The organism is Bradyrhizobium sp. 1 (genome assembly GCF_023073315.1).
Lineage (GTDB): Bacteria > Pseudomonadota > Alphaproteobacteria > Rhizobiales > Xanthobacteraceae > Bradyrhizobium.
Genome location: NZ_JADPJH010000014.1, coordinates 364,869 through 389,849 on the forward strand (window position 1 = coordinate 364,869; position 24,981 = coordinate 389,849).

At 64.3% G+C, this 24,981-nt stretch carries 29 protein-coding genes; 13 read left to right on the forward strand and 16 right to left on the reverse strand.

Translation table 11 applies throughout. From position 1 onward, the window contains the following. Positions 1 to 767: 767 nt before the first annotated feature. The 7 genes from gatB to IVB29_RS10390 all read right to left on the reverse strand — a co-directional run bounded on the left by gatB (position 768) and on the right by IVB29_RS10390 (position 6,732). The gene (gene gatB, locus IVB29_RS10360; protein ID WP_247503287.1) at positions 768 to 2,246 is read right to left on the reverse strand and encodes an Asp-tRNA(Asn)/Glu-tRNA(Gln) amidotransferase subunit GatB; all 1,479 of its coding nucleotides are present in this window, start codon (positions 2,244 to 2,246) and stop codon (positions 768 to 770) included. Beyond that, positions 2,243 to 2,545: a hypothetical protein gene (locus IVB29_RS10365; RefSeq protein ID WP_247503288.1), complete on the reverse strand. Its 303-nt coding sequence runs from the start codon at positions 2,543 to 2,545 to the stop codon at positions 2,243 to 2,245. Before IVB29_RS10365 ends, gatB begins: the two co-directional genes overlap by 4 nt. Next, a complete protein-coding gene (gene gatA, locus IVB29_RS10370) occupies positions 2,536 to 4,011 on the reverse strand; it encodes an Asp-tRNA(Asn)/Glu-tRNA(Gln) amidotransferase subunit GatA (protein ID WP_247503289.1) in 1,476 nt (491 codons plus the stop codon). The genes IVB29_RS10365 and gatA overlap by 10 nt, the downstream gene beginning before the upstream one ends. Beyond that, positions 4,008 to 4,223 carry a hypothetical protein gene (locus tag IVB29_RS10375; RefSeq protein WP_247503290.1) on the reverse strand — a complete coding sequence of 72 codons (216 nt, stop codon included), beginning with the start codon at positions 4,221 to 4,223 and terminating at the stop codon, positions 4,008 to 4,010. The genes gatA and IVB29_RS10375 overlap by 4 nt, the downstream gene beginning before the upstream one ends. Positions 4,224 to 4,247: 24 nt before the next feature. Continuing rightward, entirely contained in the window at positions 4,248 to 4,535 is a 288-nt protein-coding gene (gatC, locus tag IVB29_RS10380) for an Asp-tRNA(Asn)/Glu-tRNA(Gln) amidotransferase subunit GatC (RefSeq protein WP_247503291.1), read from the reverse strand. A 77-nt stretch (positions 4,536 to 4,612) separates the two neighbouring features. Further along, a complete protein-coding gene (locus IVB29_RS10385; RefSeq protein WP_247503292.1) occupies positions 4,613 to 5,689 on the reverse strand; it encodes a nitronate monooxygenase family protein in 1,077 nt (358 codons plus the stop codon). Between the two features lie 17 nt (positions 5,690 to 5,706). Further along, positions 5,707 to 6,732: a nitronate monooxygenase gene (locus tag IVB29_RS10390; RefSeq protein WP_256466878.1), complete on the reverse strand. Its 1,026-nt coding sequence runs from the start codon at positions 6,730 to 6,732 to the stop codon at positions 5,707 to 5,709. Positions 6,733 to 6,786: 54 nt separating this feature from the next. On the opposite strand from IVB29_RS10390, the gene IVB29_RS10395 reads away from it, so the two are divergent. Both IVB29_RS10395 and IVB29_RS10400 read left to right on the forward strand, forming a co-directional pair. Next, positions 6,787 to 7,677 carry a LysR family transcriptional regulator gene (locus tag IVB29_RS10395; RefSeq protein WP_247503294.1) on the forward strand — a complete coding sequence of 297 codons (891 nt, stop codon included), beginning with the start codon at positions 6,787 to 6,789 and terminating at the stop codon, positions 7,675 to 7,677. A 221-nt stretch (positions 7,678 to 7,898) separates the two neighbouring features. After that, complete coding sequence (locus IVB29_RS10400; RefSeq protein ID WP_247503295.1) at positions 7,899 to 8,834, forward strand: cyclase family protein; 936 nt, start codon at positions 7,899 to 7,901, stop codon at positions 8,832 to 8,834. Positions 8,835 to 8,901: 67 nt separating this feature from the next. On the opposite strand, the gene IVB29_RS10405 is transcribed toward IVB29_RS10400, so the two are convergent. Continuing rightward, complete coding sequence (locus IVB29_RS10405) at positions 8,902 to 9,120, reverse strand: hypothetical protein (protein ID WP_247503296.1); 219 nt, start codon at positions 9,118 to 9,120, stop codon at positions 8,902 to 8,904. A 46-nt stretch (positions 9,121 to 9,166) separates the two neighbouring features. On the opposite strand from IVB29_RS10405, the gene ruvX reads away from it, so the two are divergent. Together ruvX and IVB29_RS10415 are read left to right on the forward strand one after the other, a co-directional pair. After that, positions 9,167 to 9,658, forward strand: coding sequence for a Holliday junction resolvase RuvX (ruvX, locus tag IVB29_RS10410; protein WP_247503297.1), 492 nt, complete (start codon positions 9,167 to 9,169; stop codon positions 9,656 to 9,658). Between the two features lie 3 nt (positions 9,659 to 9,661). Continuing rightward, positions 9,662 to 10,585: an AEC family transporter gene (locus IVB29_RS10415; protein WP_247503298.1), complete on the forward strand. Its 924-nt coding sequence runs from the start codon at positions 9,662 to 9,664 to the stop codon at positions 10,583 to 10,585. A 4-nt stretch (positions 10,586 to 10,589) separates the two neighbouring features. Here IVB29_RS10415 and IVB29_RS10420 read toward each other — a convergent pair whose 3' ends face one another. The 3 genes from IVB29_RS10420 to IVB29_RS10430 form a co-directional block, all read right to left on the reverse strand. Then, a complete protein-coding gene (locus IVB29_RS10420; protein WP_247503299.1) occupies positions 10,590 to 11,348 on the reverse strand; it encodes a type II CAAX endopeptidase family protein in 759 nt (252 codons plus the stop codon). A 138-nt stretch (positions 11,349 to 11,486) separates the two neighbouring features. Beyond that, positions 11,487 to 12,257, reverse strand: coding sequence for a CPBP family intramembrane glutamic endopeptidase (locus IVB29_RS10425; protein ID WP_247503300.1), 771 nt, complete (start codon positions 12,255 to 12,257; stop codon positions 11,487 to 11,489). Positions 12,258 to 12,295: 38 nt separating this feature from the next. Then, positions 12,296 to 13,015 (reverse strand): M15 family metallopeptidase, encoded by a 720-nt coding sequence (locus IVB29_RS10430; protein WP_247503528.1) that lies wholly within the window; start codon positions 13,013 to 13,015, stop codon positions 12,296 to 12,298. Between the two features lie 173 nt (positions 13,016 to 13,188). Between IVB29_RS10430 and IVB29_RS10435 the strand changes: the two genes are divergently transcribed. The 4 genes from IVB29_RS10435 to IVB29_RS10450 all read left to right on the forward strand — a co-directional run bounded on the left by IVB29_RS10435 (position 13,189) and on the right by IVB29_RS10450 (position 17,470). Further along, positions 13,189 to 14,136 carry an aspartate carbamoyltransferase catalytic subunit gene (locus IVB29_RS10435; RefSeq protein ID WP_129272223.1) on the forward strand — a complete coding sequence of 316 codons (948 nt, stop codon included), beginning with the start codon at positions 13,189 to 13,191 and terminating at the stop codon, positions 14,134 to 14,136. Positions 14,137 to 14,141: 5 nt separating this feature from the next. Then, positions 14,142 to 15,443 (forward strand): dihydroorotase, encoded by a 1,302-nt coding sequence (locus tag IVB29_RS10440; RefSeq protein WP_247503529.1) that lies wholly within the window; start codon positions 14,142 to 14,144, stop codon positions 15,441 to 15,443. Between the two features lie 35 nt (positions 15,444 to 15,478). After that, positions 15,479 to 16,075, forward strand: a complete 597-nt coding sequence (gene plsY, locus IVB29_RS10445; protein WP_247503530.1) for a glycerol-3-phosphate 1-O-acyltransferase PlsY — start codon at positions 15,479 to 15,481, stop codon at positions 16,073 to 16,075. A 210-nt stretch (positions 16,076 to 16,285) separates the two neighbouring features. Beyond that, on the forward strand, positions 16,286 to 17,470 hold the full coding sequence (locus IVB29_RS10450) for a patatin-like phospholipase family protein (protein WP_247503301.1): 1,185 nt from the start codon (positions 16,286 to 16,288) through the stop codon (positions 17,468 to 17,470). On the opposite strand, the gene IVB29_RS10455 is transcribed toward IVB29_RS10450, so the two are convergent. Further along, positions 17,462 to 18,706, reverse strand: a complete 1,245-nt coding sequence (locus IVB29_RS10455; RefSeq protein ID WP_247503302.1) for an amidase — start codon at positions 18,704 to 18,706, stop codon at positions 17,462 to 17,464. The genes IVB29_RS10450 and IVB29_RS10455 overlap by 9 nt on opposite strands. Before the next feature lie 305 nt (positions 18,707 to 19,011). Here IVB29_RS10455 and IVB29_RS10460 point away from each other — a divergent pair, with 305 nt between their 5' ends. Together IVB29_RS10460 and dprA are read left to right on the forward strand one after the other, a co-directional pair. Then, entirely contained in the window at positions 19,012 to 19,437 is a 426-nt protein-coding gene (locus tag IVB29_RS10460; protein ID WP_247503303.1) for a DoxX family protein, read from the forward strand. Between the two features lie 105 nt (positions 19,438 to 19,542). Continuing rightward, complete coding sequence (gene dprA, locus IVB29_RS10465) at positions 19,543 to 20,685, forward strand: DNA-processing protein DprA (RefSeq protein ID WP_247503304.1); 1,143 nt, start codon at positions 19,543 to 19,545, stop codon at positions 20,683 to 20,685. Here the strand turns inward: dprA and IVB29_RS10470 are convergent. Continuing rightward, the gene (locus IVB29_RS10470) at positions 20,682 to 21,044 is read right to left on the reverse strand and encodes a helix-turn-helix domain-containing protein (RefSeq protein ID WP_247503305.1); all 363 of its coding nucleotides are present in this window, start codon (positions 21,042 to 21,044) and stop codon (positions 20,682 to 20,684) included. The two genes, dprA and IVB29_RS10470, sit on opposite strands and share 4 nt — an antisense overlap. A 131-nt stretch (positions 21,045 to 21,175) precedes the next feature. On the opposite strand from IVB29_RS10470, the gene IVB29_RS10475 reads away from it, so the two are divergent. After that, the gene (locus tag IVB29_RS10475; protein WP_247503306.1) at positions 21,176 to 21,784 is read left to right on the forward strand and encodes an FMN-dependent NADH-azoreductase; all 609 of its coding nucleotides are present in this window, start codon (positions 21,176 to 21,178) and stop codon (positions 21,782 to 21,784) included. Between the two features lie 58 nt (positions 21,785 to 21,842). Here IVB29_RS10475 and IVB29_RS10480 read toward each other — a convergent pair whose 3' ends face one another. Both IVB29_RS10480 and IVB29_RS10485 read right to left on the reverse strand, forming a co-directional pair. Next, positions 21,843 to 22,025 carry a hypothetical protein gene (locus tag IVB29_RS10480; protein ID WP_247503307.1) on the reverse strand — a complete coding sequence of 61 codons (183 nt, stop codon included), beginning with the start codon at positions 22,023 to 22,025 and terminating at the stop codon, positions 21,843 to 21,845. Between the two features lie 174 nt (positions 22,026 to 22,199). Then, positions 22,200 to 22,973, reverse strand: coding sequence for an SDR family oxidoreductase (locus IVB29_RS10485; RefSeq protein WP_247503308.1), 774 nt, complete (start codon positions 22,971 to 22,973; stop codon positions 22,200 to 22,202). Positions 22,974 to 23,092: 119 nt separating this feature from the next. Here IVB29_RS10485 and IVB29_RS10490 point away from each other — a divergent pair, with 119 nt between their 5' ends. Then, on the forward strand, positions 23,093 to 23,560 hold the full coding sequence (locus IVB29_RS10490; protein WP_247503531.1) for a helix-turn-helix domain-containing protein: 468 nt from the start codon (positions 23,093 to 23,095) through the stop codon (positions 23,558 to 23,560). A 208-nt stretch (positions 23,561 to 23,768) separates the two neighbouring features. Next, on the forward strand, positions 23,769 to 24,323 hold the full coding sequence (locus IVB29_RS10495) for a flavodoxin family protein (RefSeq protein WP_247503309.1): 555 nt from the start codon (positions 23,769 to 23,771) through the stop codon (positions 24,321 to 24,323). Between the two features lie 236 nt (positions 24,324 to 24,559). Here the strand turns inward: IVB29_RS10495 and IVB29_RS10500 are convergent, their stop codons facing one another. Continuing rightward, positions 24,560 to 24,799: a hypothetical protein gene (locus tag IVB29_RS10500; protein ID WP_247503310.1), complete on the reverse strand. Its 240-nt coding sequence runs from the start codon at positions 24,797 to 24,799 to the stop codon at positions 24,560 to 24,562. Positions 24,800 to 24,981 lie beyond the last annotated feature (182 nt).

Sequence of the window (24,981 nt, forward strand, 5' to 3'; positions counted from 1 at the left end):
GACCTGATGTCTCGCCGACACCCTCTATCGTCGACCAGAACCTCTAGGAGGCGCTGATGACGTGCCGGCTCTCTAGGAGCCGGCAACTTCGAAAAGCGAAGTTACTTCTTCTTCGCAACCTTGCGGGTCTTCTTCGCAGTCTTCTTCACTGCGGACTTCGCCTTCTTCGCCTTCTTCGCCTTCTTAGCTTTCTTGGCCATGTTGCCCTCCGATGTGTGAGATGGCTTAATCGCTGCATGCATTCGGGGATCGAGTGCACACTCATTCCGAATACACCAACACGACGAAAAAAACATCTTCCCACTTAAGGAAGTGTTGACGACGCAGCGCGCGTGCGCCAGCCGCGCCTGATTTGCCGACACGCGGAGACACGCGTCTGCGATTGCAAATGCTTCTCGCAATGTCGACGTCGGCAAGCACAGCGATTGCAAGAAAACCCTATGCAGCAAGTCATATCCTGCGCGCGCACGTCACGCGTGATCAGCGCGATGAAGCGCGCTGCAACGCGCACGATCGCGTCACGGAGGCGATGCGCGGACTCTGAGTCGCGGGTTTTGGCAACGAAATTATTTTCATGCTTAACGGCGGAAGCGCTCATCAGAGCGCGTGCAAGTCGCCGTTTTGCGCGAATCGCCCGACCTGCGATTCGCATGCGCATCGTGACCTCGACGGGATGAAGTTCGTTGTCGGCGATGCGTGCGCGCGTCTCATCTCGACGCCGCGCGAGGTGACGACGCGTGTCCGTCACCTCGTTCGAATGCGTGAGGCTAGATGCCGAGCTTGGATTTGAGCAGGTCGTTGACGCTCTGCGGGTTGGCTTTGCCGCCGGACGCCTTCATCACCTGGCCGACGAACCAGCCGAGCGACTGCGGCTTGTCCTTGACCTGCGCCGCCTTGTCGGGATTGGCCGCGATGATGTCGTCGACAACCTTTTCGATCGCCGAAAGATCCGTCACCTGCTTCATGCCGCGGCTTTCGACCAGCGCGCGCGGGTCGCCGCCCTCCTGCCAGACGATCTCGAACAGATCCTTGGCGATCTTGCCGCTGATTGTGCCCTCGCCGATCAGGTCGATGATCGCGGCCAGCTGTTCGGCATTCACGGGAGAGCCCGTAATATCCCGGCCTTCCTTGTTGAGACGGCCGAACAGCTCGTTGATCACCCAGTTCGCCGCCATCTTGCCGTCGCGCGCGCGGTTGCCGAGCCTGTCGAGCACCGTCTCGTAGAACACCGCGCTCTCGCGCTCGGCAACGAGCACGCTCGCGTCGTACGCAGACAGGCCGAAATCGGCGACGAAGCGCGTCTTCTTCTGGTCCGGCAGCTCGGGCAGCTCCGTCTTCAGCTTGTCGACGAACTGTTGCGAGAATTCCAGCGGCAGCAGATCGGGATCGGGGAAGTAGCGATAGTCGTGCGCCTCTTCCTTCGAGCGCATCGAGCGCGTCTCGCCCTTGTTGGGATCGTAGAGCCGCGTTTCCTGGTCGATCGCGCCGCCATCCTCCAAAATCTCGATCTGGCGACGTGCCTCGTACTCGATCGCCTGGCCGATGAAGGTGATCGAGTTCATGTTCTTGATCTCGCAACGGGTGCCGAGCGGCGCACCCGGCTTGCGCACGGAGACGTTGACGTCGGCGCGCAAGGAGCCCTTTTCCATGTCGCCGTCGCAGGTGCCGAGATAGCGCAGGATCGAGCGCAGCTTGGTCACATAGGCCTTGGCCTGCTCGGCGTCGCGGATGTCGGGCTTGGAGACGATCTCCATCAGCGCCACGCCGCAGCGGTTGAGGTCGACAAAGGACATGGTCGGCGACTGATCGTGCAGCAACTTGCCGGCGTCCTGCTCCAGATGCAGCCGTTCGATACCGATGGTCGCCGTCTTGCCGCCGTCCAGTTCGACCACGACCTCGCCCTCGCCGACGATCGGCGACTTGTACTGGCTGATCTGGTAGCCCTGTGGCGAGTCCGGATAGAAATAGTTCTTGCGGTCGAACACCGAACGCAGATTGATCTGCGCGTTCAGACCGAGCCCGGTGATGACAGCCTGCCTGACGCATTCCTCGTTGATGACGGGCAGCATGCCCGGCATCGCGGCATCCACCAGCGACACGTGGCTGTTCGGCTCACCGCCGAACGCGGTCGACGCGCCCGAAAACAGTTTTGAGTTCGAGGTCACCTGGGCGTGGACCTCCAAGCCGATGACCATCTCCCAGTCACCCGTGGCACCCTTGAGAAGCTTGTGCGTGGCCGTGCTCATGTCGTGCTCCCGAGCAGTGTGACAGCGATCCGCTCCCACTCCGCTTCCAATGAATCCTTTGCCGCGGGCTGGCCGGCCTGGCGATACCAATAGCCGGCATTGCCGAGATCGCCTTCGACGCGGTGCAGATAGGCGTGCACCCAGGCTGCCTCGCGGCTGCTCTCGTCCTGAACGATTTTGTGCGCCTGATCCCAGTCGCCCTTGCCGGCCCACCACAGGCCGGCGAGCGGCGCGTTCAAGCCCGGCGCGGGCGCCGCGCCGTCGAGGCTTGCGATGAAGCCAGCGACATTCACCACCACCTCGCGGGCGTGAAGCGGCCGGCGGCCTGCTCGATCACCTCGCCGAGCGAGAACAGCGTCTCCTCGTCGAAAGGACGGCCGATCAGCTGAAGCCCAAGCGGCAGGCCTTGCGCGTCCTTGCCGGCGGGCACGGCGATGCCGGGCAGGCCCGCCATGTTCACGGTCACCGTGAAAATGTCGTTGAGATACATCTCGACGGGGTCCGCCCCGCCCTTCTCGCCGATGCCAAAGGCAGCCGACGGCGTCGCCGGCGTCAGGATCGCGTCGACGCCCCCAGCGAAGCAATCCTCAAAATCCTTCTTGATCAGCGTGCGCACCTTCTGGGCGCGCAGATAATAGGCGTCGTAATAGCCGGCCGAGAGCACGTAGGTGCCGATCATGACGCGGCGGCGCACCTCCGCGCCAAACCCTTCGGCGCGGGTGTTCTCGTAGAGCTCGTGGATGTTCTTGCCCTGCTCGCGCAGGCCATAGCGCACGCCGTCGTAACGCGCGAGGTTGGAGGACGCCTCGGCCGGCGCCACGATGTAATAAGCCGGCAGAGCATATTTGGTGTGCGGCAGTGACACCTCGACGAGCTCGGCGCCCGCCGCCTTCAGCCACGCCGCGCCCTCGCTCCAGAGCTTTTCGATCTCGGCCGGCATGCCATCGAGGCGGTACTCCCGGGGGATGCCGATCCTCTTGCCCTTCACCGATTGGCCGATCGCGGCCTCGTAGTCCGGCACCGGAATGTCGACCGAGGTTGTATCCTTCGGATCGTGCCCGGCCATCGAGCGCAGCAGCATCGCGCTGTCGCGTACGCTGCGCGCGATCGGACCTGCCTGGTCGAGCGAAGAGGCAAAGGCGACGATGCCCCAGCGCGAGCAGCGGCCATAGGTCGGCTTGATGCCGACGGTCGCGGTGAACGCCGCCGGCTGGCGGATCGAGCCGCCGGTGTCGGTCGCGGTCGCGCCCATGCAGAGCAGCGCCGCCACGGCCGAGGCCGAGCCGCCGGACGAGCCGCCCGGCACCAGTGTGGCGTTGCTTCCGTCACGCCGCCAGGGATTGGCGACGGGACCAAAGCACGAGGTCTCGTTCGCCGAGCCCATCGCAAACTCGTCATTGTTGAGCTTGCCGAGCATGACGGCGCCGTCGCGCCAGAGCTGCGAGGTGATGGTGGACTCATAAGTCGGCACGAAATTGCCGAGGATCTTCGAGCACGCCGTGGTGCGCACGCCCTTGGTCGCGAACAGATCCTTGATGCCGAGCGGGATGCCCGCGAGGGGACCGGCATCGCCCTTGGCGATCTCAGCGTCCGCCTCGCGCGCCATGCTGCGCGCCTGGTCGGGCGTCTCCATCACGAAGGCGTTGAGCACGCGCGCGGCTTCGATCGCGGACAGATGCGCATCGGTCAGCTCGAGTGACGTGAAAGTTTTGGCCGCGAGACCCTTGCGGGCTTCGGCGAGCGTCAGCGATGTCAAATCGGTCATTTATTGATCGGGCTGCAGAAGAACGGAGACAGGGTTTTGTCGTTGGCCGGGTCGTCTTTTTTCTTGGCGGCGGCGTTCGCAGCCGCCTCGATCTCGTCGAGCACGGCATTGACGGCGACATCGGGATCGGCAGCCTTGCCCTGCCGCTCCATCTTGTCGAGATAATTCATGTAGGCCTGATAGGCCTTCTCATCGTCGCAAAGCATGCACATCGGACAGCGTCCTGAATTGAGATCTTACTCGACGACCTTCGGCACCAGGAAGAAGTGACCTTCGGTCGCAGGCGCGTTGGCAACGATATCGTCGGCGATCTCGCCGTCATTGACCAAATCCAGCCGCTTCTTCATCTGCATCGGGGTGACCGAGGTCATGGGCTCCACGCCCTCGACATTGACCTCCGAGAGCTGCTCGACAAAGGCGAGCATGGCGTTGAGCTCGCCTTGCAGATGCGGAACTTCGTCCTCGGAAACCGCAATGCGCGCCAGATGCGCGATGCGGCGGACGGTAGCGGCGTCGACGGACATTATATAAGGCCTCTCACGGCAAAACCTATGTGCCGTATAGCAGAGGCCGCTTTTGCGCCGCAACCGGCGCGGCTGCCCTATCCAGCCAGCGCTTTCATGCGGGCCAGCGCCGATTTGGCGAAATCCCGGGTCAATTCGGCCGCAGGAAGCTCCCGGCCCATGCCTATCGCCTGGCCGGCCCAGAGATTGGTGAAATCCACCCTGCCCTGCTTTTCGGCAGCCGCCTTCAGCGGCGCCAGGGCCGTTGCGGCGTGGGGAAACGGCGGCGCGTCCGGCGAGATCGGGCCTGCCTCGCGCATCAGGCGGTTCTGGACGCCGCGCGCCGGACGGCCGGTCATGACATTGGTGATGACGGTGGAATCGTCCCGCGCCTCAGCGAGCGCCTTGCGGCCGCCCGCACTGACCTTGGACTCCGGACAGCGCAGATAGGCGCTGCCGATCTGCACGCCGGAGGCGCCGAGCGCAAAGGCCGCGGCAATACCGCGCCCGTCGGCGATACCACCTGCCGCGATGACCGGCACCTTCACGGCGTCGACGACCTGCGGCACCAGCGCAAACGTGCCGGGCTGCTCGGAGATCTTGTCGGTCAGGAACATGCCGCGATGGCCACCGGCCTCGGCGCCTTGCGCAATGACGGCATCGACGCCGTGCTGCTCGAGCCAGACCGCTTCCTTGACCGTCGTCGCCGACGAGATGACGAGGCAGCCAGCCGCCTTGACACGCTTGAGCAGCGTTTGATCCGGCAGGCCGAAATGGAAGCTCACGACTTCCGGCTTCAACTCCTCGACAACTTCGCAGAAAGAGGCGTCGAACGGAGCACGGTTCGCGGCGTTGATCGGCGCGGCGGGATCGAGACCGTGCTCGGTGTAATAGCCCGCGAGCCGCTGCTTCCAGCGCGCCTCGGCTTCGGCCGTGAGGTCGACCGGCGTGTGGCAGAAGAAATTCATGTTCACCGGCGCCTTCACGCGCTGGCGAATGATGTTGACCTGCTCGCGCGCCTTCTCCGGCGACAGCAGCGCGCTCGGCAGCGAGCCGAGCCCGCCGCCCTCCGCCACCGCGATCACCAGCTCCGCATCCATAATGCCGGCCATCGGCGCCAGCACGATCGGGAGTTCGGTCTTGAAGAGGTCGATCAATCGACGGTCAGGCCACATGGTTTTTCTCTCGCGTTTCAGGCAGCGGAAGCGATGGAGTTGCGACGGCCTGCGATCAGCTGCTCCGCCTCGACCGCAATCCGTTCGACGATCTCCGCTGCGGGGGGAATATCATGAATCAGTCCGACCGCCTCGCCCGCGATCACGGCCGCAACGTCGAAATTGCCGGCGGCCTTTGCCGCGGCATAGTCCGCCGCGACTGCGGCAACATTCTGCATCAACTCGACCTCGCGGCCGTTCCAGCGCCTGGCATGGTCGTTGATCAGACACCTTCCCGTGAAAGGCGCCGGCCAGACATTGTTGCGCGAGAGATCGAAGATGATGCCGCGCAACGTGGAGCCGCTATTCGCCGCGCAGATGCGGCGCTTGGCCTCCTCCGCGCCATCGGCCTCCAGGCTCGCATAGAAGCGCGTGCCGAGCAGCACGCCGCTCGCGCCCAGCATGATCATGGCGGCAAGCCCGCGCCCGTCGGCGATACCGCCAGCCGCGACCACAGGCACGCGGCCCGCGGCGAGATCGACGATGGCGGGCACGAGATCGATTGTGCTGCGGGACGCGCCGTGACCGCCCGCCTCGGTCCCCTGCGCGATCAGGACGTCGGCGCCGGCATCGAGCGCCTGCCGCGCCATCGCCTCATCCTGCACCTGGCAGATCAGGCGCGCACCGGCGGACTTGATCCTTGATGCGAACGGCGCGGGATCGCCGAATGACAGCATGATTGCAGACGGCTTTGCGGCCAGCGCGATGTCGAGCAGCTCCGGCCGCCTGGCAAGGCTCCAGGTGATGAAGCCGATCCCAAACGGCGCGCGCAGCTCGGCGAGCTTCGCCGTCTCCTGCTCAAGCCACGCCCTCTCGCCGTAGCCGCCGCCGAGAATGCCGAAGCCGCCGGCACGGCTCACCGCCATTACCAGCCTGCTGCCGGCGACGATATCCATCGGTGCCAGCAGGATGGGATGCCTGATTTCCAGCAACCTCGTCAGCGACGTCGCAATGGGCATGGCCCCCTCCCTGATCTGGACAGCGAGACTAGAGGCGACTAGCATTCTTGAAAAATGAATTGTTGCGAACGTTGCCATCTCAAAAGCGAAACGACACTTATGGAACTCAGCGATATCCAGACCTTTGCCGCGGTCGCCCGCACCGGCGGCATCACCCGCGCTGCCGAAGAGCTCAACACCGTGCAATCCAACGTCACCCAGCGCGTCAAGGCGCTGGAGGCCGAGATCGGCACGCCGCTGTTCGAACGTCACAGCCGCGGCATGACGCTGACCGGTGCCGGCAAGCGCCTGCTGCCTTACGCGCAACGAATGACTGCGCTGTCGCGCGAAGCAGTGCTGGCCGCGCGCGATGACGGCGAGCCGAAGGGACCGCTCGCGATCGGCTCGATGGAGACGACGGCAGCGGTGCGGCTGCCTCCCCTGCTCGCCGATTTCCACCGCCGCTTCCCCGCCGTCCGGCTGAGCCTGCGCACCGCAACCACCGCCGACCTCGTCGCCGGCGTGCTTGAAGGCACGCTCGACGGCGCCTTCGTCGCAGGTCCCATCGTGCATCCCGATCTCACTGCGACCAGCGCCTTCCGCGAAGAGCTGGTGCTGGTCAGCGCACGGCGCTGGACCTCGCTTGCCGAACTGCGCGCCGGCACGCCGGAATCCGGTCCGACCGCGCTCGCGTTCCGCGCCGGCTGCACCTACCGCCAGCGGCTCGAACAGATTTTTGTCGAGTATGGCTGGCCGTCAGCCGCACGCTTCGAGCTCGGCACGCTCGACGGCATGATCGGCTGCGTCGCCGCCGACATGGGCGTGACCCTGCTGCCGCGCGCCGTCGTCGAACGCAGCGCGATGAACGGCAGCGTCTCGATCCACACGCTGGGCCTCTCGCACGCACGCGTCGAGACGCTCTTCGTCCAGTGCAGCGCCGGACATCAATCCAGCGCGCTGCAAGGTTTCGTCTCCTGCCTGAAGAATGACGACGACGTCATCGCGGCTTGACGCGACGCGGTGTTTCCACCGCACGAAATTCACTGTCACAAATCTGTCGTACTTGAATCATCTTGCACTGCGCGCGCTCGATGCTGTGCTCAGCCGCCGCAGCACGGCACATCGAAAAGTTTTGAAGCGCGCGACTTTTCCACGTTAGGATGCGCGACTGGCCAGCGCGAAACCATAACGAAGCCAAACAAACATCGGCAAAAACATCGGGAGGACTATCGATGCGCAATACGCTCGTGTTGTGCTGTGTCGCCGTGTTGTCGGCGATATCAGGAAGTGCAAGCGCCCAGGACTGGACCAAATCGAAATGGGGACCGAACGACGAGATCGGCGCCGCCAACTACATGACGCCCGAGCTCGTGCTGAAGGCGGCGTCTCTGGTGAAGACCGGCAAGACTTACGCGCTTGGCATTCCCGTCACGCCGCAAACGCCGGCCTATCCTCCGCGCGCATTCAAGCTGACCATCGTGCAGCCCGGACAAGCCGGCATCCCCGGCCTCGGGCCGAACAAGGCGACCTATAATGACGACATCCTGGACACCTGGGTCGGCATCGGCAGCCAGATCGACGGTCTCGGACATCTCGGCGTCGAGCACGTCTATTACAACGGTAACAAGCTCGCCGACTTCGCCGATCCGAACGGGCTGAAGAAGCTCGGCATCGAGAAGGTGCCGCCGATCGTCACCCGCGGCGTGCTGCTCGACATGGCGGCCTATTACAACACCGACATCGTCAAGGAAGGCACCGCCTTCAACGTCAAGGAGATCGACGAAGTCGCCAAGAAACAGGGCGTCGAGATCCGCCAGGGCGACGTCGTCATCTTCCACACCGGTTGGCTCAGCCTGATCGGCAAGGACGACAAGCGCTACTCGGCGGGCGAGCCCGGCCTCGGCGTCGAAGGCGCGAAGTACCTGACCAGCAAGGGTGTCGTCGCGATCGGTGCCGACACCTGGGCGCTCGAGGTGCTGCCGTTCGAGTCCAAGAACATTTTCGAGGTGCACCAGATCCTGCTCGCGATGAACGGGACCTACATCCTCGAGAACATGGATACGGCAGCACTTGCCAAGGACAAGGGCTATGAATTCCTGTTCGTGCTGGGACAGCCGCGCTGGACTGGCGGCGTGCAGGCCATGATCAACCCGATCGCGATCCGCTGATCTCGATCGCGATCCGCCCTGACCCGGGCGAGGATCAGCCTGCCGTCCGGCAGGTCCCTCGCCCGAACTATCTCTGCGGCCTGAGATGCCAGCGCCGCAGCGCAACCAAAGCCCAGATCGCCTCGACGAGGCCGAATGGCCAGGCGCCTTGCAAAAAACCGTAGGCCGAGCCGAGTGCGCAGGAGATGGCGAACAGCAGCACGAACCAGTGGCTGCGGTCCTCCAAAGCATAACAGACCAGCATCGCGGTGACCGCAAACAGGCCGAATAAAGTCAGTGCATCCATTGTTACGGGTTCACTCCGCGGCGCGACGCGTGATATGCGCTAAACCATGCCGGCTCTCATCCTGCCACTGATCGATGCTGCAACCCACTGGCCCGAGCGCGGCGGGCTGGTCGGGCTCGACTTGGGCACCAAAACCATCGGCGTTGCCGTGTCCAATCCGGATCGCCGGCTGGCGACCGGCGTCGAGACCATCCAGCGCAAGGCGTTCAAGCAGGACGCAGCCCGGCTGCTCGCCATCGCAGCCGAACGCAAGGCCGTCGGCTTCGTGCTCGGCCTGCCCATCAACATGGACGGCAGCGAGGGCCCCCGCGCGCAATCGACCCGGGCGTTTGCCCGCAACCTTGCCGGGCTGACCACACTCCCCATCGGCCTCTGGGACGAGCGTCTCTCGACCGCGGCCGTCGAGCGCGAGCTGATCGGCATGGACGTCAGCCGCGCCAAGCGCGCCGAGGTGATCGACGAGCACGCCGCGATCTTCATCCTGCAAGGCGCGCTCGACCGGCTCGCCAATCTTCGCGCGGGCCCGGGGACTGGCTGATCCATGATTGTGGTGATCGCGGCGCTGCTGCCGGTCTTCATCCTGATCGTACTCGGCGTCGTGCTGAGGCACAGCCTGATGCGGCTGGACACGCAATGGCATGGGCTGGAGCGGCTGACCTATTTCGTGCTGTTTCCGATGCTGCTGATCCAGACGCTGGTGAAGGCGGATCTCACGAAAGTGCCGGTGGCCGGCGTCGGCGGCGCGCTGCTGCTGTCGGCGCTCGCGATGTCGCTTTTGTGCCTCGCGCTCCGCCCGGCCCTGTCGCGGCTCGACATCGACGGTCCCGCCTTCACCTCGATCTTCCAGGGCGCAACGCGGTGGCAGACCTATGTCGCGCTGTCGGTCTCGGCCAATCTGTATGGCGATCTCGGGCTGGCGCTAGCCTCGGTGGCGATGGTCGCGATCATCCCGCTGGTCAACGTGTTCAGCGTCGCCGTGCTCGCGCATTATGCGTCGCCGGAAAAACAGTCGGCCCGCGCCATCGTCATGACGGTGGTCCGCAATCCCCTGATCTGGGCTTGCGTGATCGGGCTCGCCATCAATGTCATCCATTTGCCGCCGCCAAAGATCTGGCACGAGGTTGCCGATGCGCTCGGCCGCTCCTCGCTCGCCATCGGCCTGCTCGTCACCGGCGCCGGCCTGCAACTCAAGGGCCTGTTCCGCCCGAGCCTTGGCGTGATGCTCGGCGTGGCGTTCAAGCTGGCTCTGATGCCTGTCCTCGCGCTGGCGCTCGCCGTCTGGTTCGGGCTGTCAGGCACCAACCTCGCGATCGTCGCGATCTGCGCGGCGGTGCCGACCTCGCCCAGCGCCTATGTGCTGGCCCGCCAGATGGGCGGCGACGCCCCGCTACTGGCGCAGATCATCACGCTTCAGACGATCTTGGCCGCGATCACCATGCCGATCGCGATCGCGCTGGTGGCCTGAGGCGCTAGACGTAGCGCCCTAATGTAAGAAGGATAGCGGTATTACAGGCCGAATGAGCCACCACTGCGGTCCATGTGGAATTGCTGGTCCATCGAAGATGACCAAGAACAAGTCCGAAGGCGAAAATAATCCCGCGTCCGAACCAATCGTACTGGGTATGATTTAGCGCCCATACAGCCGATGTAAGAACGATGGCACCGACTGGTCCAAGGGAAGATTCCGACCAACCGCGGAACAGGAAGCCGCGAACCACAAACTCTTCCATAAGAGGTCCGGCGATACAGCCTCCAATAAGCCACGCAAGCAATCCGCCGGCACTTCCTACGATGAGCGTGGGGTCGGATTGATATCCACCTGTGCTCATCTTCGACAGCACAAAGCCCTCAATCGACATAAAGATCGTCGTGATGGCGAGCACTCGGACGATTTCGCCCCCGGTTGGCCAATTCAAAGCAAGATATTCGCCGAACTCTCGCCCGGCCATCCGGATCGCAACCCAAAGCACCGCGATGGCCGCCGGCGCCCCTGAAATAAGGAAAACTCCGTACCACCGTCCCTGTGACGCCAACGTCTGGAATTCTCCTGGAGTGAAAGACTTCACTCCGACGCTCGCAGCCAGAATGACGTTCAACACCATCCAGCCTGTCAAAACGAAAGCGCCGTCTGCAATCAAGGCAACTAGCGTCGTCTCCCAAAAATCCCAGGTCCGACCGGCAGACTGCGGGCGGAGGACGGGAGCACTCGCGTTCTTGAAATCCGTCATGAGGGATTTTGAAAACAACTTAGCGGGGATTATAAATCTTGTCTCTACCCAGAGTATCAAGACCTGTTGCCGACCGTCAATAACGAATGGCGCCCCCGGCAGCGATACGCAAGCAGTTTGGTCGCCAAGCCGCGCGCCTCAGCTCCCCAGCCACATCGTCAGCACCACCGCCGTCATGTTGTTCAGCGCATGCAGCACGATCGTCAGCCAAAGCGAATTGGCGCGATAGCGCATGTAGCCGAACCACAGGCCGATGGAGAAGACCTCGGCGAGGAAGTAGAGATCATATTGCAGATGCACCGCGGTCCACACCAGCGACGACAGGATGATCGCGCCGGGCACGCGCAGGAAGCTCGCTGACCAGCCGCGAAACAGAAAGCCGCGTGCGAGAACCTCTTCGGACATCGGCGCGGCCACGCTGAAGGCGAACAGCAGCATCAGCGCCGCGCCCTTGTCGCGGCCGGATTTCAACAGATCGGTCATGAAGCCCGGCGTCGCTTCGCGGCCGAGGCTCCGCGACATCGTCTCCCAGGCGACCACGATCAGGATCAGCCCGACAGCCCCGAACAGCAACTGCTTCCAGGACGGCCAATGCAGCGCGAGATAGTCGACAAAGGAGGCCTTCTTGATGCGGATGGCAAGCCACACCGCAGCCAGCGTCGCCGGCAGGCCCATGGTCACTGACAGCGCGAGCGCCGCAGGTTCGCGACCGACGTCCTGCATCGACGCGAGGCTCATGGGAGCGCCGTGGCGCCAGACCAGATAGACGATGGCACCGATCTGCCCGACGAACATTGCCGCGAAAATGACGATGCCCCACACCGCCGTGCCCCAGAACATCCAGACGCGCGGCGCATGTTCCGCTGGCGTCGCGGTCAGTGGCGGGTGTTCGGGATTGAGGGAATCCATCAAAGAGCTTTCATGAGGTGCGGCAATCCATCGGGCACTCAATGCCGCGGCGGAATCGGGAAATCATAGGCCGCCCCGCCCGCCCCCGGCAGGGAAAAATGCCACCACTCCTTCGAATAGTTCACAAAGCCTTGCTTCGCCATCGCAGCCACCAGCCGCTTGCGCCAGGCGCGCTGGTCCGGCGTGATCGACGGCGCGGCGGTATGGCCCTTCGCATCGGTGCAGTCATAGCCGGTGCCCATGTCGACGCTGCCTTCCGGCAACCTCGCCTCGACCGGCGCGGTACAATCGGCATAGGATTTTGAGGGATCGATTTTGGTGGAATTGTCAGCCTTGAGATCGACCAGAGTGAGATCGAGCGCCGCCCCCGTAGAATGCTGCGAGCGGCTCGCGATGTAGCCGAGGCGGAACAACTCGGTCTTCGGGATCTTCGGATTGTAGCGCCGCTCGGCGGCCGTCTCGTGGCCGTTCTGCGACCACTTCACCATGTCGAGCGAGGCCCGCGCCGGCCGATAGCAATCGAACATTTTTAGCGAGAGATTTTGCTGAGCCAGTTCCTGCTGGACCGCCTTCAGCCGCAGACCGACCTCCCGCCTGACCACGCATTCGCCGGCACCGTAACCGGCAAGCGGACGACCGACGAAATTGTTCGCGGTGGCATAGCGGATGTCCTGGAGGATGCTGGGATCGATCTCGCGGAGATAGACGAAATCGCCGGGGAGCGATTGGGCGTGGGCGGCGGAAAAGGTCGCTATCAATACAATCGCAATTCGAATTGATTTCACGGAACGCCCCACATCGTCGTGGCCGGGCTTTTCCCGGCCATCCACGCCCTTTTTACGGCGACGGGACCGACAGATCAGGGGATAACTCCCCGCCCCGGCATTGGCCCTTGCCCCCCCAGCCATCCGCGCCTATAGCTCTCGCTTTAATGACATCGAAATCGACCTTCGTCCTCGGCCACCGGCATTTGCTGGGCATCGAGGGCCTTTCCGCGGCCGACATCACCGGCCTGCTCGACCTGTCCGAAGAATATGTCGAGCTCAACCGCCAGGTTGACAAGAAGCGCACCGTCCTGCGTGGACGGACGCAAATAAACCTTTTCTTCGAGGCCTCCACCCGGACCCAGTCCTCGTTCGAGCTCGCCGGCAAACGCCTCGGCGCCGACGTCATGAACATGTCGGTTGCGTCCTCGTCCATCAAGAAGGGCGAGACGCTGATCGACACCGCGATGACGCTCAACGCGATGCACCCGGACATCCTGGTGATGCGCCATCACGCCTCCGGCGCGGTGGAACTGCTGGCCCGCAAGGTTGACGGTTCCGTGATCAATGCCGGCGACGGCGCGCATGAGCATCCCACGCAAGCGCTGCTCGACGCGCTGACCATCCGCCGCAACAAGGGCCGCATCGAGGGGCTCGTGATTGCGATTTGTGGCGACGTTCTGCATTCGCGCGTCGCCCGCTCCAACATCATCCTGCTCAACACCATGGGCGCCCGCGTCCGCGTGGTCGGCCCCACCACATTGTTGCCGCCCGGCATCGAGCGGATGGGCGTCGAGGTCGCGCGCGACATGCGCGAGGGCCTCGAAGGCGCGGACATCGTCATGATGCTGCGGCTCCAGCGCGAGCGCATGAACGGCTCCTTCGTGCCGTCGACCTCCGAATATTTCAACTATTTCGGGCTGGACCAGAAAAAGCTCGCTTACGCCAAGCCGGATGCCCTCGTGATGCATCCCGGCCCGATGAACCGCGGCGTTGAGATCGACACTGCTGTTGCCGACGGCGCGCAGTCCCTGATCCGCGAACAGGTGGAAATGGGTGTCGCCGTGCGCATGGCGGTGCTGGAAGCGCTCGCCCGTAACCTGCCGAACGCGTGATGCTCATGCTGACTGACCGCCGCCCGATCCTGCTCGCCAACGCCCGCGTCGTCGATCCCTCCAGGGATTTCGACGCTGTCGGCGACGTCCTGATTGCCGACGGCACCATCCGCGAGACCCGCCGCGGCATTGGCGCGGCCGGCGTCCCCGAGGGTACCGACGTCGTCAACTGCTCCGGCAAGATCGTGGCGCCCGGCCTGATCGACATGCGCGCCTTTGTCGGCGAGCCCGGCTTCAGCCATCGCGAGACCTTCGCCTCCGCGAGCCAGGCCGCTGCGACCGGCGGCATCACCACCATCATCTGCCAGCCCGACACGTCTCCGGTGATCGATAATTCGGCGACCGTCGATTTCGTGATGCGCCGCGCCCGCGACACCGCGATCGTCAACATCCAGCCGATGGCCGCGCTCACCAAGGGCATGCGCGGTGAGGAAATGACCGAGTTCGGCCTCCTCAAGGCCGCCGGCGCGGTTGCCTTCAGCGACAGCGACAAGAGCGTGACCAATGCGCAGGTGATGCGCCGCGCGCTGACCTACGCCCGCGATTTCGACGCGCTGATCGTGCACTACGCCGAGGACCCTGATCTCATCGGCGAAGGCGTGATGAACGAGGGCGAGTTCGCCACCCGGCTCGGCCTGATGGGCATTCCGAACGCCGCCGAAGCGGTCATGCTCGAGCGCGACATGCGCCTCGTCGCGCTGACCGGCGGCCGCTATCACGCCGCATCGCTGTCCTGCATCGACTCGCTCGACGTCCTCAAGCGCGCCCGCGATGCCGGCCTCGCCGTCAGCGCTTCGGTCTCGATCAATCATCTTGCGCTGAACGAGAACGATATCGGCCCCTACCGGACGTTCCTGAAACTGTCGCCGCCGCTGCGCACCGAGGACGACCGCCGCGCACTGGTCGCCGCCGTCGCCTCCGGCCTCCTCGACGTCATCATGTCCGATCACAATCCGCAGGACGTCGAGGTCAAGCGCCTGCCGTTCGCGGAAGCAGCCCCCGGCGCCATCGGGCTCGAGACCATGCTGCCGGCTGGCCTGCGCCTCGTGCACAATGGCGAACTGGACCTCAAGACGCTGATCCGGGCGATGTCGACGCGGCCGGCCGAGATCCTGGGGCTATCAGGTGGAACCCTGCGCGCAGGCAGCCCGGCGGACGTCATCGTGATCGACCCCGATGTGCCCTGGGTGGTCGATCCCGCCGACCTCAAATCGCCCTGCAAGAACACCCCGTTCGACGAGGCCCGCTTTACAGGCCGCGTGGTGCGCACCATTGTCGGCGGACGGACGGTCTACGAGCATGTCTGATGCGCGGTGTGTACGTCGAACAAAAAGGTGCCGCCATGGGGCTTGAAGCGTTCCTGCCGGTGGCCTTCGTTATCGGCTATTTGCTCGGCTCGATTCCGTTCGGGCTGGTCCTGACGAAGCTCGCCGGCACGCAGGATATCCGCTCGATCGGTTCCGGCAGCATCGGCGCCACCAACGTGCTGCGCACCGGACGCAAGGGGCTTGCCGCGGCAACCCTGCTGTTCGACGCCCTCAAGGGCACCGCGGCGGTCATCATCGCCGGCACCATCGCAGGACCCAATGCCGCGATCGTGGCCGGGCTCGGCGCCTTCCTCGGCCATCTCTTCCCGGTCTGGCTGAAGTTCAAGGGCGGCAAGGGTGTCGCCGTCTATATCGGCATCCTGCTGGGCCTGTTCTGGCCGGCCGCAATCGTGTTCTGCGTGCTCTGGCTCGCGACCGCCTTCACCACCCGCTATTCCTCGCTCTCGGCGCTGGTGGCGTCCTTCATCACGCCGCTGTTCCTGTGGTGGTTCGGCCACCTTGCGCTCGCAGCCTTGGCCGCGGTGCTGACGCTGCTGCTGTTCTACGCGCATCGCGAGAACATCAAGCGATTGCAGGCGGGCAAGGAAAGCCGGATCGGCGAAAAGGCGTAGAACGTGATCCGGAAAACGGCGCAGCGGTTCTCCGAAAAGATCATGTTCAAACAATAAGCCCAAACCGGAAATAGTACGGATACCGCCGCGGGGTCTCCGCATTATATATCAATTCCTGTTCGCAACTCGGAACCGAATCACGGCGAGAGTGGCGAACAGGTTCCATGCCTGTCATCCTGACGGAGCAATGGCGTTACGCGGTAGCTCAGAATGAGCGAGAAGATTGTCGGCACGCATGATGAAGGTGGCTCGCAGGGCACTGCGGCAAGCCGGCTGCTGTCGACGACCAACATCTGGTCCGATGCGCCCTCACCGCGTCCCGCGCCACAGCCAATTCCTGTTTTGCAGCCATCACCGCCACCTGCTCTCGTCGTGCAAGCGCCCGCGCCGGAGGTCGTAACGATGGCGGCGCCGATTGAGCCGCCGCGCTCTCGGCAATGGCCGCCGCGAAAACTGTCGCTGGCGCTCCAGGGCGGCGGCACCTTTGCCGCCTTCACCTGGGGCGTGCTGGAGCGGCTGCTGGAAGAGCCATCCATCGAGATCGACACCATCAGCGGCGCCAGCGCCGGCGCGATCAACGCGCTCCTGCTGGCTTGCGGCCTCGCCGAGGGCGGCCGTGAAGCGGCCCGCGCGCGGCTGAACCGGTTCTGGATTCGCCTGATGCACGAGGCCTCGTTCCGCTCGCTGATGCTGGTCGGCGGCTTCTCGCCGGCGGGAAGCTCGGTCGCCTTCGGGCCGACGCTGCGCTCCGGCCAGTTCGATCCGTTCGATCTCGATCCGCTGCGGCAGGCGCTCTCGCGCGACATCAATTTTGCCACCTTGCGCAATGCAGCCTGCCCAAAGCTGCTGATCGCGGCCACGCGAATCCGCGACGGCCAGCAGCAGATTTTCCGCAACGACGCCGTCACGGCCGACGTCGCGCTGGCCTCGACCTGCCCGCCTTTGATTCACTGCGCCGTCGAGATCGACGGCGAAGCCTATTGGGACGGCGGCCTTGGCGGCAATCCGCCACTGCTGCGGCTGGCGCAGGAGGCGACGAGCTCAGACATCCTGCTCATACAGGTCACGCCCGCGCGCGATAGCTACGTGCCGATCACGCTCGCCGCGATCGACCGCCGGCTCGACCAGATCGCCGCCAACGCCGCGCTCAATGCCGAGATCGCGGCGCTCGAATGGGCGAAGGGACACGCGGCGCCGATGCTGCGGCTCTCCAGGATCGCCGCCGAAGACTCCGTTGAGGGACTTGCGCAGCGCTCGTCGACCGATCTCGGCCGCGGCTTCATCCGCCTGTTGCACCGAAGCGGCCGAGAGGCTGCCGGGCGCTGGCTTGGGCAAGACGCTGTCGGCACTAATGCCCAACGCACCCTGCCGGCCGCCGAACCCGCGCTAGCCTGATTTCGCCAGCGCATCCTCCAGGAACCACGCGGCAGCAAGCGCGCCGGGATCGTTGCCGAAGCGCGCGATCACCTGCACGCCGATCGGCAGGCCGCCGACTTTCAGCACCGGCACGTTGACACAAGGATTTCCCATCAGCGTCCACAGCCGGTTGTAGCGGGGGTCGCCGGTCGAGGCGAGCTCCTTGGCCGGCGGCGTGCCCGGCGCGGAGTAGGTCAGCAGGACGTCGAAATTCTCGAACAATTCGCTCATTTCGCGGCGGCCGCGGCGGCTGATCCGGCGCGCCTCGTCATAGTCCTTCGGCGTCAGGCCGACGGTCGCATCGAGGCTGGCGCGCAGCATCGGCGCAATCTCGTCGTGACGCTCCGAAAACTCCCAGGCCAACGCGCGATGCGCCTCAAAATCCTGGATGATCGGATGGATGCGCCAGGCTTCCTGCACTGCCTCCGGCAGGTCGATGGTCTTCACGCTCGCGCCGGCCTTTTCGGCCGCCTTGATCGCAGCTTGCAGCCCCTCTTCCGCCGCCGGCTCCACGGCGCCGGCAAACTCCTGCCTGACCACGCCGATGCGCGGCGACTTCGCCGCGACGATACCCGAGAATTCAGTGCGACCGGTCATTCCCAGAAGTCCACGCGCGAGATCTTCCGCGCGCGATCCGAACAGGCCGACCGTGTCGAGCGCCCACGAATAGCATTTCACGCCGACCGTCGGCAGCATCCGGAACGACGGCTTGATCGCGGCAGCGCCACAATAAGCCGCCGGCCGGATCACCGAGCCGCCGGTCTGGGTGCCCAGCGCCAGCGGGATCATGCCGGCACCGACGGCCGCGGCCGAGCCCGAGGACGAGCCGCCTGGGGTATGACCGAGATTGTGCGGATTGAGCGTCGGGGTCGGATCGCGCGAGGCAAATGCGGTCGTGGTGGTCTTGCCGATGATGGTGGCGCCCGCCCGCTTCAGCATCATCACGACTGGCGCGTCGCTGCGCGGCTGCCAGCCGCGATAGATCTCGGAGCCCATCTCGGTCGGCATGTTGGCGGTGTCGATGATGTCCTTGATGCCGACCGCGATGCCGCGCAGCGGACCGGAGCCTTGCGCCTTCGCGGATTTGTCATGACGGACGAAGGCGCGAACATCCTTCTCTTTGGCCTCGATCGCCGCATGCGACTGGGCGATGGCGTCCTCAGGCGAAAGCTCGCCCGCTTCAATGCGGCGCTGGAGGTCGGCAAGTGAGATCATGGCAATACCCTTTTTATTGGGATCGCTTTTAGCATTGGGGCGATGTCGCGCAACGCACGTGGACGCGGTCGATCCATGCGTTGAGTCACCCGGGTCCAACGGCTCGACCAGAGCATTCGCCTCCGCGGGCACCGCGCCGATAAGATAAAAAATGGAAACAGTAACTTTCAATCATTTCTATTTCGGCAGCAATTCGGACGCCCCAATTTGAGGCCACAACGCAGGCCCTACGACACACAATTCCAGGCAGCAAGTGCTGGAGCGTTACCGCCGTCGGACCTCAACCAAGCACAGGAGCGACTACCATGGATACGACCCGTTATGCTTCTCTCGTTGGCCGGCTGCTGATCGGCATCCCCTTCGCAATGAGCGGCTTCGGCAAACTCACCGCCTATGGCGCAACCACCGCCTACATCGCCTCCGCGGGATTGCCGGTGCCTCCGTTGGCATATGCGATCGCAGTTCTCGTCGAGCTCGGTGGCGGTCTCCTGCTGATCGCCGGCTATCAGGCACGATCCGTCGCGCTGGCGCTCGCCGTGTTCTCGCTCGCAGCAGCGGTCTCCTTTCACAGCAACTTTGCCGACCAGAACCAGATGATCCATTTCCTCAAGAACGTGATGATGGCAGGCGGCCTGCTTCAGATCTTTGCCTTCGGCGCCGGTGCGATCAGTCTTGACGCTCGCGTCTCGCGTGGCGGCGTCGGCGTTAGCCAGGCGGCGCACGCCCGCTGAGCGGACAAGTTCGCGGAAGACCCGTCGACCACGTCGGGTCTTCCCGCCTTGCTTTGAAGCCTGATCAGGCGCACGCCGCTGTTGCTCACGCCCTCAGGTTGTTCCATGCTGCTCCCACAAGGAGATGCCGTGGACGCCATCAATCCAAGCGTGGAGCTGACCGAGGCTGAGCGGATCGACCGCCTGCGGCTGATCCGCTCCGACAATGTCGGGCCGCGCACCTTCCGGTCGCTGGTCGATCATTTCGGCAGCCCGCGCGCGGCGCTGGAGCGGCTGCCTGACCTCGCGCGCCGCGGCGGGGCGCAGCGATCGGGGCGCATCTGCAGCGCTGACGAGGCCAAGGCCGAGCTCGCCGCGAGCCGCAAATTCGGCATCGCCTGGCTCGCACCCGGCGAGGACGGCTATCCGGCGCGGCTGGCGATGATCGACGATGCGCCGCCGCTGCTCGCGGTGCGCGGCGACAACGCCACGCTGATGCGGCCGATGATCGCGATCGTTGGCTCGCGCAATGCTTCCGGCGCCGGGCTGAAATTCGCAGGGCTACTCGCGCGCGAACTTGGCGAAGCCGGGTTTATCGTCATCTCGGGACTCGCGCGCGGCGTCGATCAGGCCGCGCATCGCGCGAGCATTGAGAGCGGCACGATCGCGGTTCTCGCCGGCGGACATGATTGCATCTATCCGCCCGAGCATGGCGATCTGCTCGCCGCGATCCTCGATCGCAAGGGTGCTGCGATCTCCGAGATGCCGCTCGGCCACGAGCCGCGGGCGCGCGACTTTCCCCGCCGCAACCGGCTGATCTCGGGCGCCGCGCTCGGCGTCGTCGTGGTGGAGGCCGCGCACCGCTCGGGCTCGCTGATCACCGCGCGCATGGCGGCCGAACAGGGCCGCGAGGTGTTCGCGGTCCCCGGCTCGCCGCTCGATCCGCGCGCCGCCGGCACCAATGATCTGATCAAGCAGGGCGCGACGCTCGTCACCGGTGCCGCCGACATCGTCAACGCCGTCGCGCCGATCATGGAGCGGCCGCTGATGCACCCGGTTGAAGAGCCCGACAGCGAACCGTTCGAGAATGATCCGCAGGGACACGACCGCGACCAGATCATCAATCTGCTCGGCCCTGCGCCAATCTCGATCGACGATCTCGTGCGGATGTCCGGCGCCTCGCCGGCGATCGTGCGCACCGTGCTGCTGGAGCTGGAGCTTGCCGGCCGGTTGGAACGCCACGGCGGCGGATTGGTCTCGCTGCTCTAGGTGTTGTTGCGCTCATCGAACCGCGTGCGCGCCGACGCGATCTGCTCCTGATGCGTGATCGCCCACTCGCCGAGCGCCTTCACCGGCTGCTGCAGGCCCCGGCCGAGATCGGTCAGCTCGTAATCCACGCGCGGCGGGATGGTCGGGAAGATCGTGCGCGTGACGAGACCGTCGCGTTCCAGCCCCCGCAACGTCAGGGTCAACATTCGTTGCGAGATACCGTTGATCATGCGCTTCAGCTCGTTGAAGCGTTTTGGCCCGTCGCTCAGCATCATGATGACGAACACGCTCCATTTGTCGCCGACGCGCGACAGGATCGAGGCGACCCCGCGACAGTCGGCGTGTTCGCGATCCGGCATCCGCTGCGCAGGCAAATCAGTGTTCTCAGGTGTCAAAGATGTGCCCTCGGCTCAAAAAAGTGCGTTCTTGCGGAGATTTTCGCAGTCACTCATGTAGCTCTGGTTACAAACATATACCAGGGTGTCCCCAAATGAAACTCCTCCATATCGACTCCAGCGTGCTCGGCCCCCACTCCGTCTCCCGGCAGGTTTCCGCCGCCATCGTCGACCGTCTCCGGCGGGCAGCGCCCTCGCTCGACCTCGTCTATCGCGACCTCACTCAAACCCCGCTCGCCCACCTTTCGGGCTCGCATCTGGCGGCCGCGCAAGGCGCACCCGCGCCGGCAGAACTCGCCCCCGACCTCGCCGCGAGCGCGGCAGTGCTGAACGAGTTCCTCGATGCCGACATCGTCGTGATCGGCGCGCCCATGTACAATTTCACGATTCCGAGCCAGCTCAAGGCCTGGATCGACCGCGTCCTGGTGGCGGGGAAGACGTTCAAATACGACGCGAACGGTCCGCAGGGTCTTGCCGGCGGCAAGCGCGTGATCGTGGCGATCTCACGCGGCGGCTATTATGGCGCAGGTACGCCTGCTGCGGTCGGCGAGCATCTCGAGACGTATTTGCGCTGGGTGTTCGGCTTCATGGGCATCACCGACCCCGAGTTCATCTTTGCCGACGGCATCCAGGTTGGTCCGGAGCATCGCGAGAAGGCGCTGGCCGGCGCGCTTCAGGCGGCGAACGGTCTGCAAGCGGCGTAAAACTCACGCCGACAACAGCCGCTGCCGGAGACCGGCAGCGGCTGAGAGTTCGACCGGGCTAAAACCAGGCGCCCTGAACTCCCAGGATGACGGCGATGAGCGAAATGAACAGGCCGATGCCGGAGAAAATGGCCACCCCGATGAACTCCGCGGTGTCGGAGCGCTTCGCCGGAACGGCGGTTTCTTCGGTGTAAATGCGCGGTGCTGAAATCGGAGAAAAAATGCGAGCTGCCTTTGGCATCACGGGTTCCCTTAAATTGGGTCTTATGACCCCTGCCCGTAAAAAGGTCTTGGCAGCGCGCGCGAAGGTTCAACGCATCACGCAACGTTCAGAAAATACATCTCGCGAGGTGTGAGAACCGGCCGGCGCAACCACTTGAGATGCGCCGGCCGATTCAATTTTCGAAAGACCTGATCAGCCGCGATAGATCGGTGCGCCGGCAGGCGAAGCCACCGCGCCGCCATCGACGAAGATTTCCTGGCCCTGAATATGCGCGGCATCATCGGAGGCGAGGAACAGCACCGTCTTCGAAATGTGATCTGGTTCACCAATGCGCCCGAGCGGCGTCGACAGCCCGATACGCTTCTCGAACGCCTTCTCCGCTTCCGGTGTTGCGACCGCCGCGCCCCAGATCGGCGTGCGGATCGCGCCCGGCGCAACGACGTTGACGCGGATGCCGCGCGGCGACAGTTCCGAAGCCATGATCCGCGCCATCGCACGCACGCCGGCCTTCGCGGCGCCGTAAGCCGAATAACCGGGAATGCCGAGCACGGAGATCACCGAGCCGTTGAGGATGATCGAGGCATTGTCGTTGAGATAAGGCAGCGCGGACTGCACCGTGAAGAACACGCCGGTGAGGTTGGTGCTGATGACCTTCTCGAACACCTCCAGCGTCGCCGATCCGAGCGGCGTGCCGCCGGGAATGCCGGCATTGGCGAACACGATGTCGTACTTGCCGAATTTTTCGGCGCCCTGCTTGATCGCCGCATCAGTCGCGGCGATGTCGGTCGCGTCCGCAGCGAGCGCGAGCGCATTCGGGCCGAGCTCCTTTGCGGCGGCCGCCAACGTCTCCCTGTTGCGCCCGGTGATCACGACCTTCGCGCCCTCGGCCACGAACAGTTTTGCCGTCGCAAACCCGATGCCGCCATTGCCGCCGGTAATCAGTGCCGTCTTGCCTTGAAGTCTCATCGTCGCCTCCAGTGGTTGCATCATAAAACTGAGTTGCCATCTAGGGCACATGGTTTTATGATGCAACCACACAAGCGCGTGATGGATGTCAAAACGCACGGCGCGACGGGACCATGACGATGGTGAAACGAACGAGCTTCGAAGGCGATGCCTGTCCGATCGCACGCTCGCTTGATGCGATCGGCGACTGGTGGTCGCTGCTGATCATCCGCGAGGCGCTGTTCGGCCTGCGCCGCTTTGGCGAGTTTCAAAGCAAGCTCGGCATGGCCAAGAACATCTTGTCGGCGCGGCTGCGATCAATGGTCGATCACGGCATTCTCACGATGGCGCCGGCTTCCGACGGCAGCGCCTATCAGGAATATGTACTGACACCGAAGGGCCGCGGCACCTTCCCGATCCTGGTCGCGCTGCGGCAATGGAGCGAGGAATTCGACGATCGGCCTGAAGCGATCGCGACCATTTTGGTCGATCGCGAGAAAGGTCGCCCGGTGAAGAAGCTGGAGATGCGCGCCGAGGATGGCCGGCTGCTCACCCCCGCCGACACGATGCTGAAGCCACGCCCCGTGCCCCGCCGGCGCTCAGCCTGACGGCGCGCGACTGTCACCACACCCGTCATTGCGAGGAGCTCGCGACAAAATTGCGAAGCAATTTTGCGCTGATGCGACGAAGCAATCCAGACTGTTTCCGTGGAGAAACTCTGGATTGGTTCGCTGCGCTTGCAATGACAGCGCGGTGGCACTTGTGCAAAGTCCCGTCGGCGTCAAAGATGGCTAGACAGCCAAAAGCGTCACCACCATGCCTCTACTCGCCATTGTCTATTTTTCCGTCTCCGGCACCACCGAGACCCTGGCGCATGCAGTGGCGCGGGGGGCCGCTGGAATGGCGGAGATCGCGCTTTGTCGGATCGCCGGCGACGACATCGTGTCAGGCCGATTCCAGAATGAAGGACTATTGGAGACGATCGACCGCGCCGGCGCGGTTGCGTTTGGCAGCCCGACCTACATGGGTGGACCAGCAGCTCAGTTCAAAGCCTTCGCAGACGCCTCAAGTGACCGATGGACCCAGCAGAGATGGGCCAACAAGATCGCGGGCGGCTTCACGACGGGCGCCTGCGCAGGCGGCGATCAACTCCACACGCTGACCTACTTTTCCATTCTGGCTGCTCAGCATGGCATGCTCTGGTGCGGGTTGGATATTCCAGGCGGAGAGGACGCAGCCGGTCGCAATCGACTGGGCAGCCAGCTTGGACTGGCAACACAATTGGTTGACGGTGCGTTGCCGCAGAGCGACCTCAGCACGGCCGAATATCTCGGCCAGCGATTGGCCAGAATGGCAGGCCGCAACGGCTGACCACAGCCGTCATTGCGAGCGGAGCGAAGCAATCCAGCGCGCTCACATCCACCACCGTCATCCTGAGGTGCTCGCCTCTTCGGCGAGCCTCGAAGGGCGACGGCCCGGCTGCATCAGCGTGGCCGCTCATCCTTCAGGCTCGGCTTGCGATGCGTTCGCATCTCAAGCCTCACGCCTCCAGCGACGAGCGCTACGCGCTCGCGCGGGGATGACGGGCTGATTTTGGCACCGCCCCCTCACGACAGCTTGCGCTTGCTCCGCAGCCGCAGATGTTCGTCGGCCTCCAGCTTGGTCATGCCCAGGAGATAATGCAGCACATCGAGCTTGTGGCGCTCGGCGAGCTTGCGCAATGCTCCGACCTGCTCGGCGATGAAGGCGACAGCCTCCTCGACGCCGCCCTCCCCCGGTTCCTCGTTGCGCGAGCCTCCCCGCGCGCCAGACGCGGCGCGCGCTCGTTTCTTTCCTGGCTTTGTCACCAGACCCCACCCGAATCCATGCCCCGGAGGAACTCTACGCTGACACCCGCCACAACTCCAAGGTGGTATTTCGCAACTTTCTCGATATGAAACTTTTCCCATTCCGGAGGCTTTCAATACCCTTCGATTTGACAGCGAGGGTCGCACCACCCATGTTCGGGTCGAAAGGGCCGACCCGAATC

Bases quoted from the DNA above. Each gene is read 5' to 3' on its own strand.
- gatB (WP_247503287.1), bottom strand. From the start codon at position 2,246: ATGAGCACGGCCACGCACAAGCTTCTCAAGGGTGCCACGGGTGACTGG.
- gatA (WP_247503289.1), bottom strand. From the start codon at position 4,011: ATGACCGATTTGACATCGCTGACGCTCGCCGAAGCCCGCAAGGGTCTC.
- IVB29_RS10375 (WP_247503290.1), bottom strand. From the start codon at position 4,223: ATGTGCATGCTTTGCGACGATGAGAAGGCCTATCAGGCCTACATGAAT.
- gatC (WP_247503291.1), bottom strand. From the start codon at position 4,535: ATGTCCGTCGACGCCGCTACCGTCCGCCGCATCGCGCATCTGGCGCGC.
- IVB29_RS10385 (WP_247503292.1), bottom strand. From the start codon at position 5,689: ATGTGGCCTGACCGTCGATTGATCGACCTCTTCAAGACCGAACTCCCG.
- IVB29_RS10390 (WP_256466878.1), bottom strand. From the start codon at position 6,732: ATGCTAGTCGCCTCTAGTCTCGCTGTCCAGATCAGGGAGGGGGCCATG.
- IVB29_RS10395 (WP_247503294.1), top strand. From the start codon at position 6,787: ATGGAACTCAGCGATATCCAGACCTTTGCCGCGGTCGCCCGCACCGGC.
- IVB29_RS10400 (WP_247503295.1), top strand. From the start codon at position 7,899: ATGCGCAATACGCTCGTGTTGTGCTGTGTCGCCGTGTTGTCGGCGATA.
- IVB29_RS10405 (WP_247503296.1), bottom strand. From the start codon at position 9,120: ATGGATGCACTGACTTTATTCGGCCTGTTTGCGGTCACCGCGATGCTG.
- ruvX (WP_247503297.1), top strand. From the start codon at position 9,167: ATGCCGGCTCTCATCCTGCCACTGATCGATGCTGCAACCCACTGGCCC.
- IVB29_RS10415 (WP_247503298.1), top strand. From the start codon at position 9,662: ATGATTGTGGTGATCGCGGCGCTGCTGCCGGTCTTCATCCTGATCGTA.
- IVB29_RS10420 (WP_247503299.1), bottom strand. From the start codon at position 11,348: ATGACGGATTTCAAGAACGCGAGTGCTCCCGTCCTCCGCCCGCAGTCT.
- IVB29_RS10425 (WP_247503300.1), bottom strand. From the start codon at position 12,257: ATGGATTCCCTCAATCCCGAACACCCGCCACTGACCGCGACGCCAGCG.
- IVB29_RS10435 (WP_129272223.1), top strand. From the start codon at position 13,189: ATGACATCGAAATCGACCTTCGTCCTCGGCCACCGGCATTTGCTGGGC.
- IVB29_RS10440 (WP_247503529.1), top strand. From the start codon at position 14,142: ATGCTGACTGACCGCCGCCCGATCCTGCTCGCCAACGCCCGCGTCGTC.
- plsY (WP_247503530.1), top strand. From the start codon at position 15,479: ATGGGGCTTGAAGCGTTCCTGCCGGTGGCCTTCGTTATCGGCTATTTG.
- IVB29_RS10450 (WP_247503301.1), top strand. From the start codon at position 16,286: ATGAGCGAGAAGATTGTCGGCACGCATGATGAAGGTGGCTCGCAGGGC.
- IVB29_RS10455 (WP_247503302.1), bottom strand. From the start codon at position 18,706: ATGATCTCACTTGCCGACCTCCAGCGCCGCATTGAAGCGGGCGAGCTT.
- IVB29_RS10460 (WP_247503303.1), top strand. From the start codon at position 19,012: ATGGATACGACCCGTTATGCTTCTCTCGTTGGCCGGCTGCTGATCGGC.
- dprA (WP_247503304.1), top strand. From the start codon at position 19,543: ATGCTGCTCCCACAAGGAGATGCCGTGGACGCCATCAATCCAAGCGTG.
- IVB29_RS10470 (WP_247503305.1), bottom strand. From the start codon at position 21,044: ATGCCGGATCGCGAACACGCCGACTGTCGCGGGGTCGCCTCGATCCTG.
- IVB29_RS10475 (WP_247503306.1), top strand. From the start codon at position 21,176: ATGAAACTCCTCCATATCGACTCCAGCGTGCTCGGCCCCCACTCCGTC.
- IVB29_RS10480 (WP_247503307.1), bottom strand. From the start codon at position 22,025: ATGCCAAAGGCAGCTCGCATTTTTTCTCCGATTTCAGCACCGCGCATT.
- IVB29_RS10485 (WP_247503308.1), bottom strand. From the start codon at position 22,973: ATGAGACTTCAAGGCAAGACGGCACTGATTACCGGCGGCAATGGCGGC.
- IVB29_RS10490 (WP_247503531.1), top strand. From the start codon at position 23,093: ATGGTGAAACGAACGAGCTTCGAAGGCGATGCCTGTCCGATCGCACGC.
- IVB29_RS10495 (WP_247503309.1), top strand. From the start codon at position 23,769: ATGCCTCTACTCGCCATTGTCTATTTTTCCGTCTCCGGCACCACCGAG.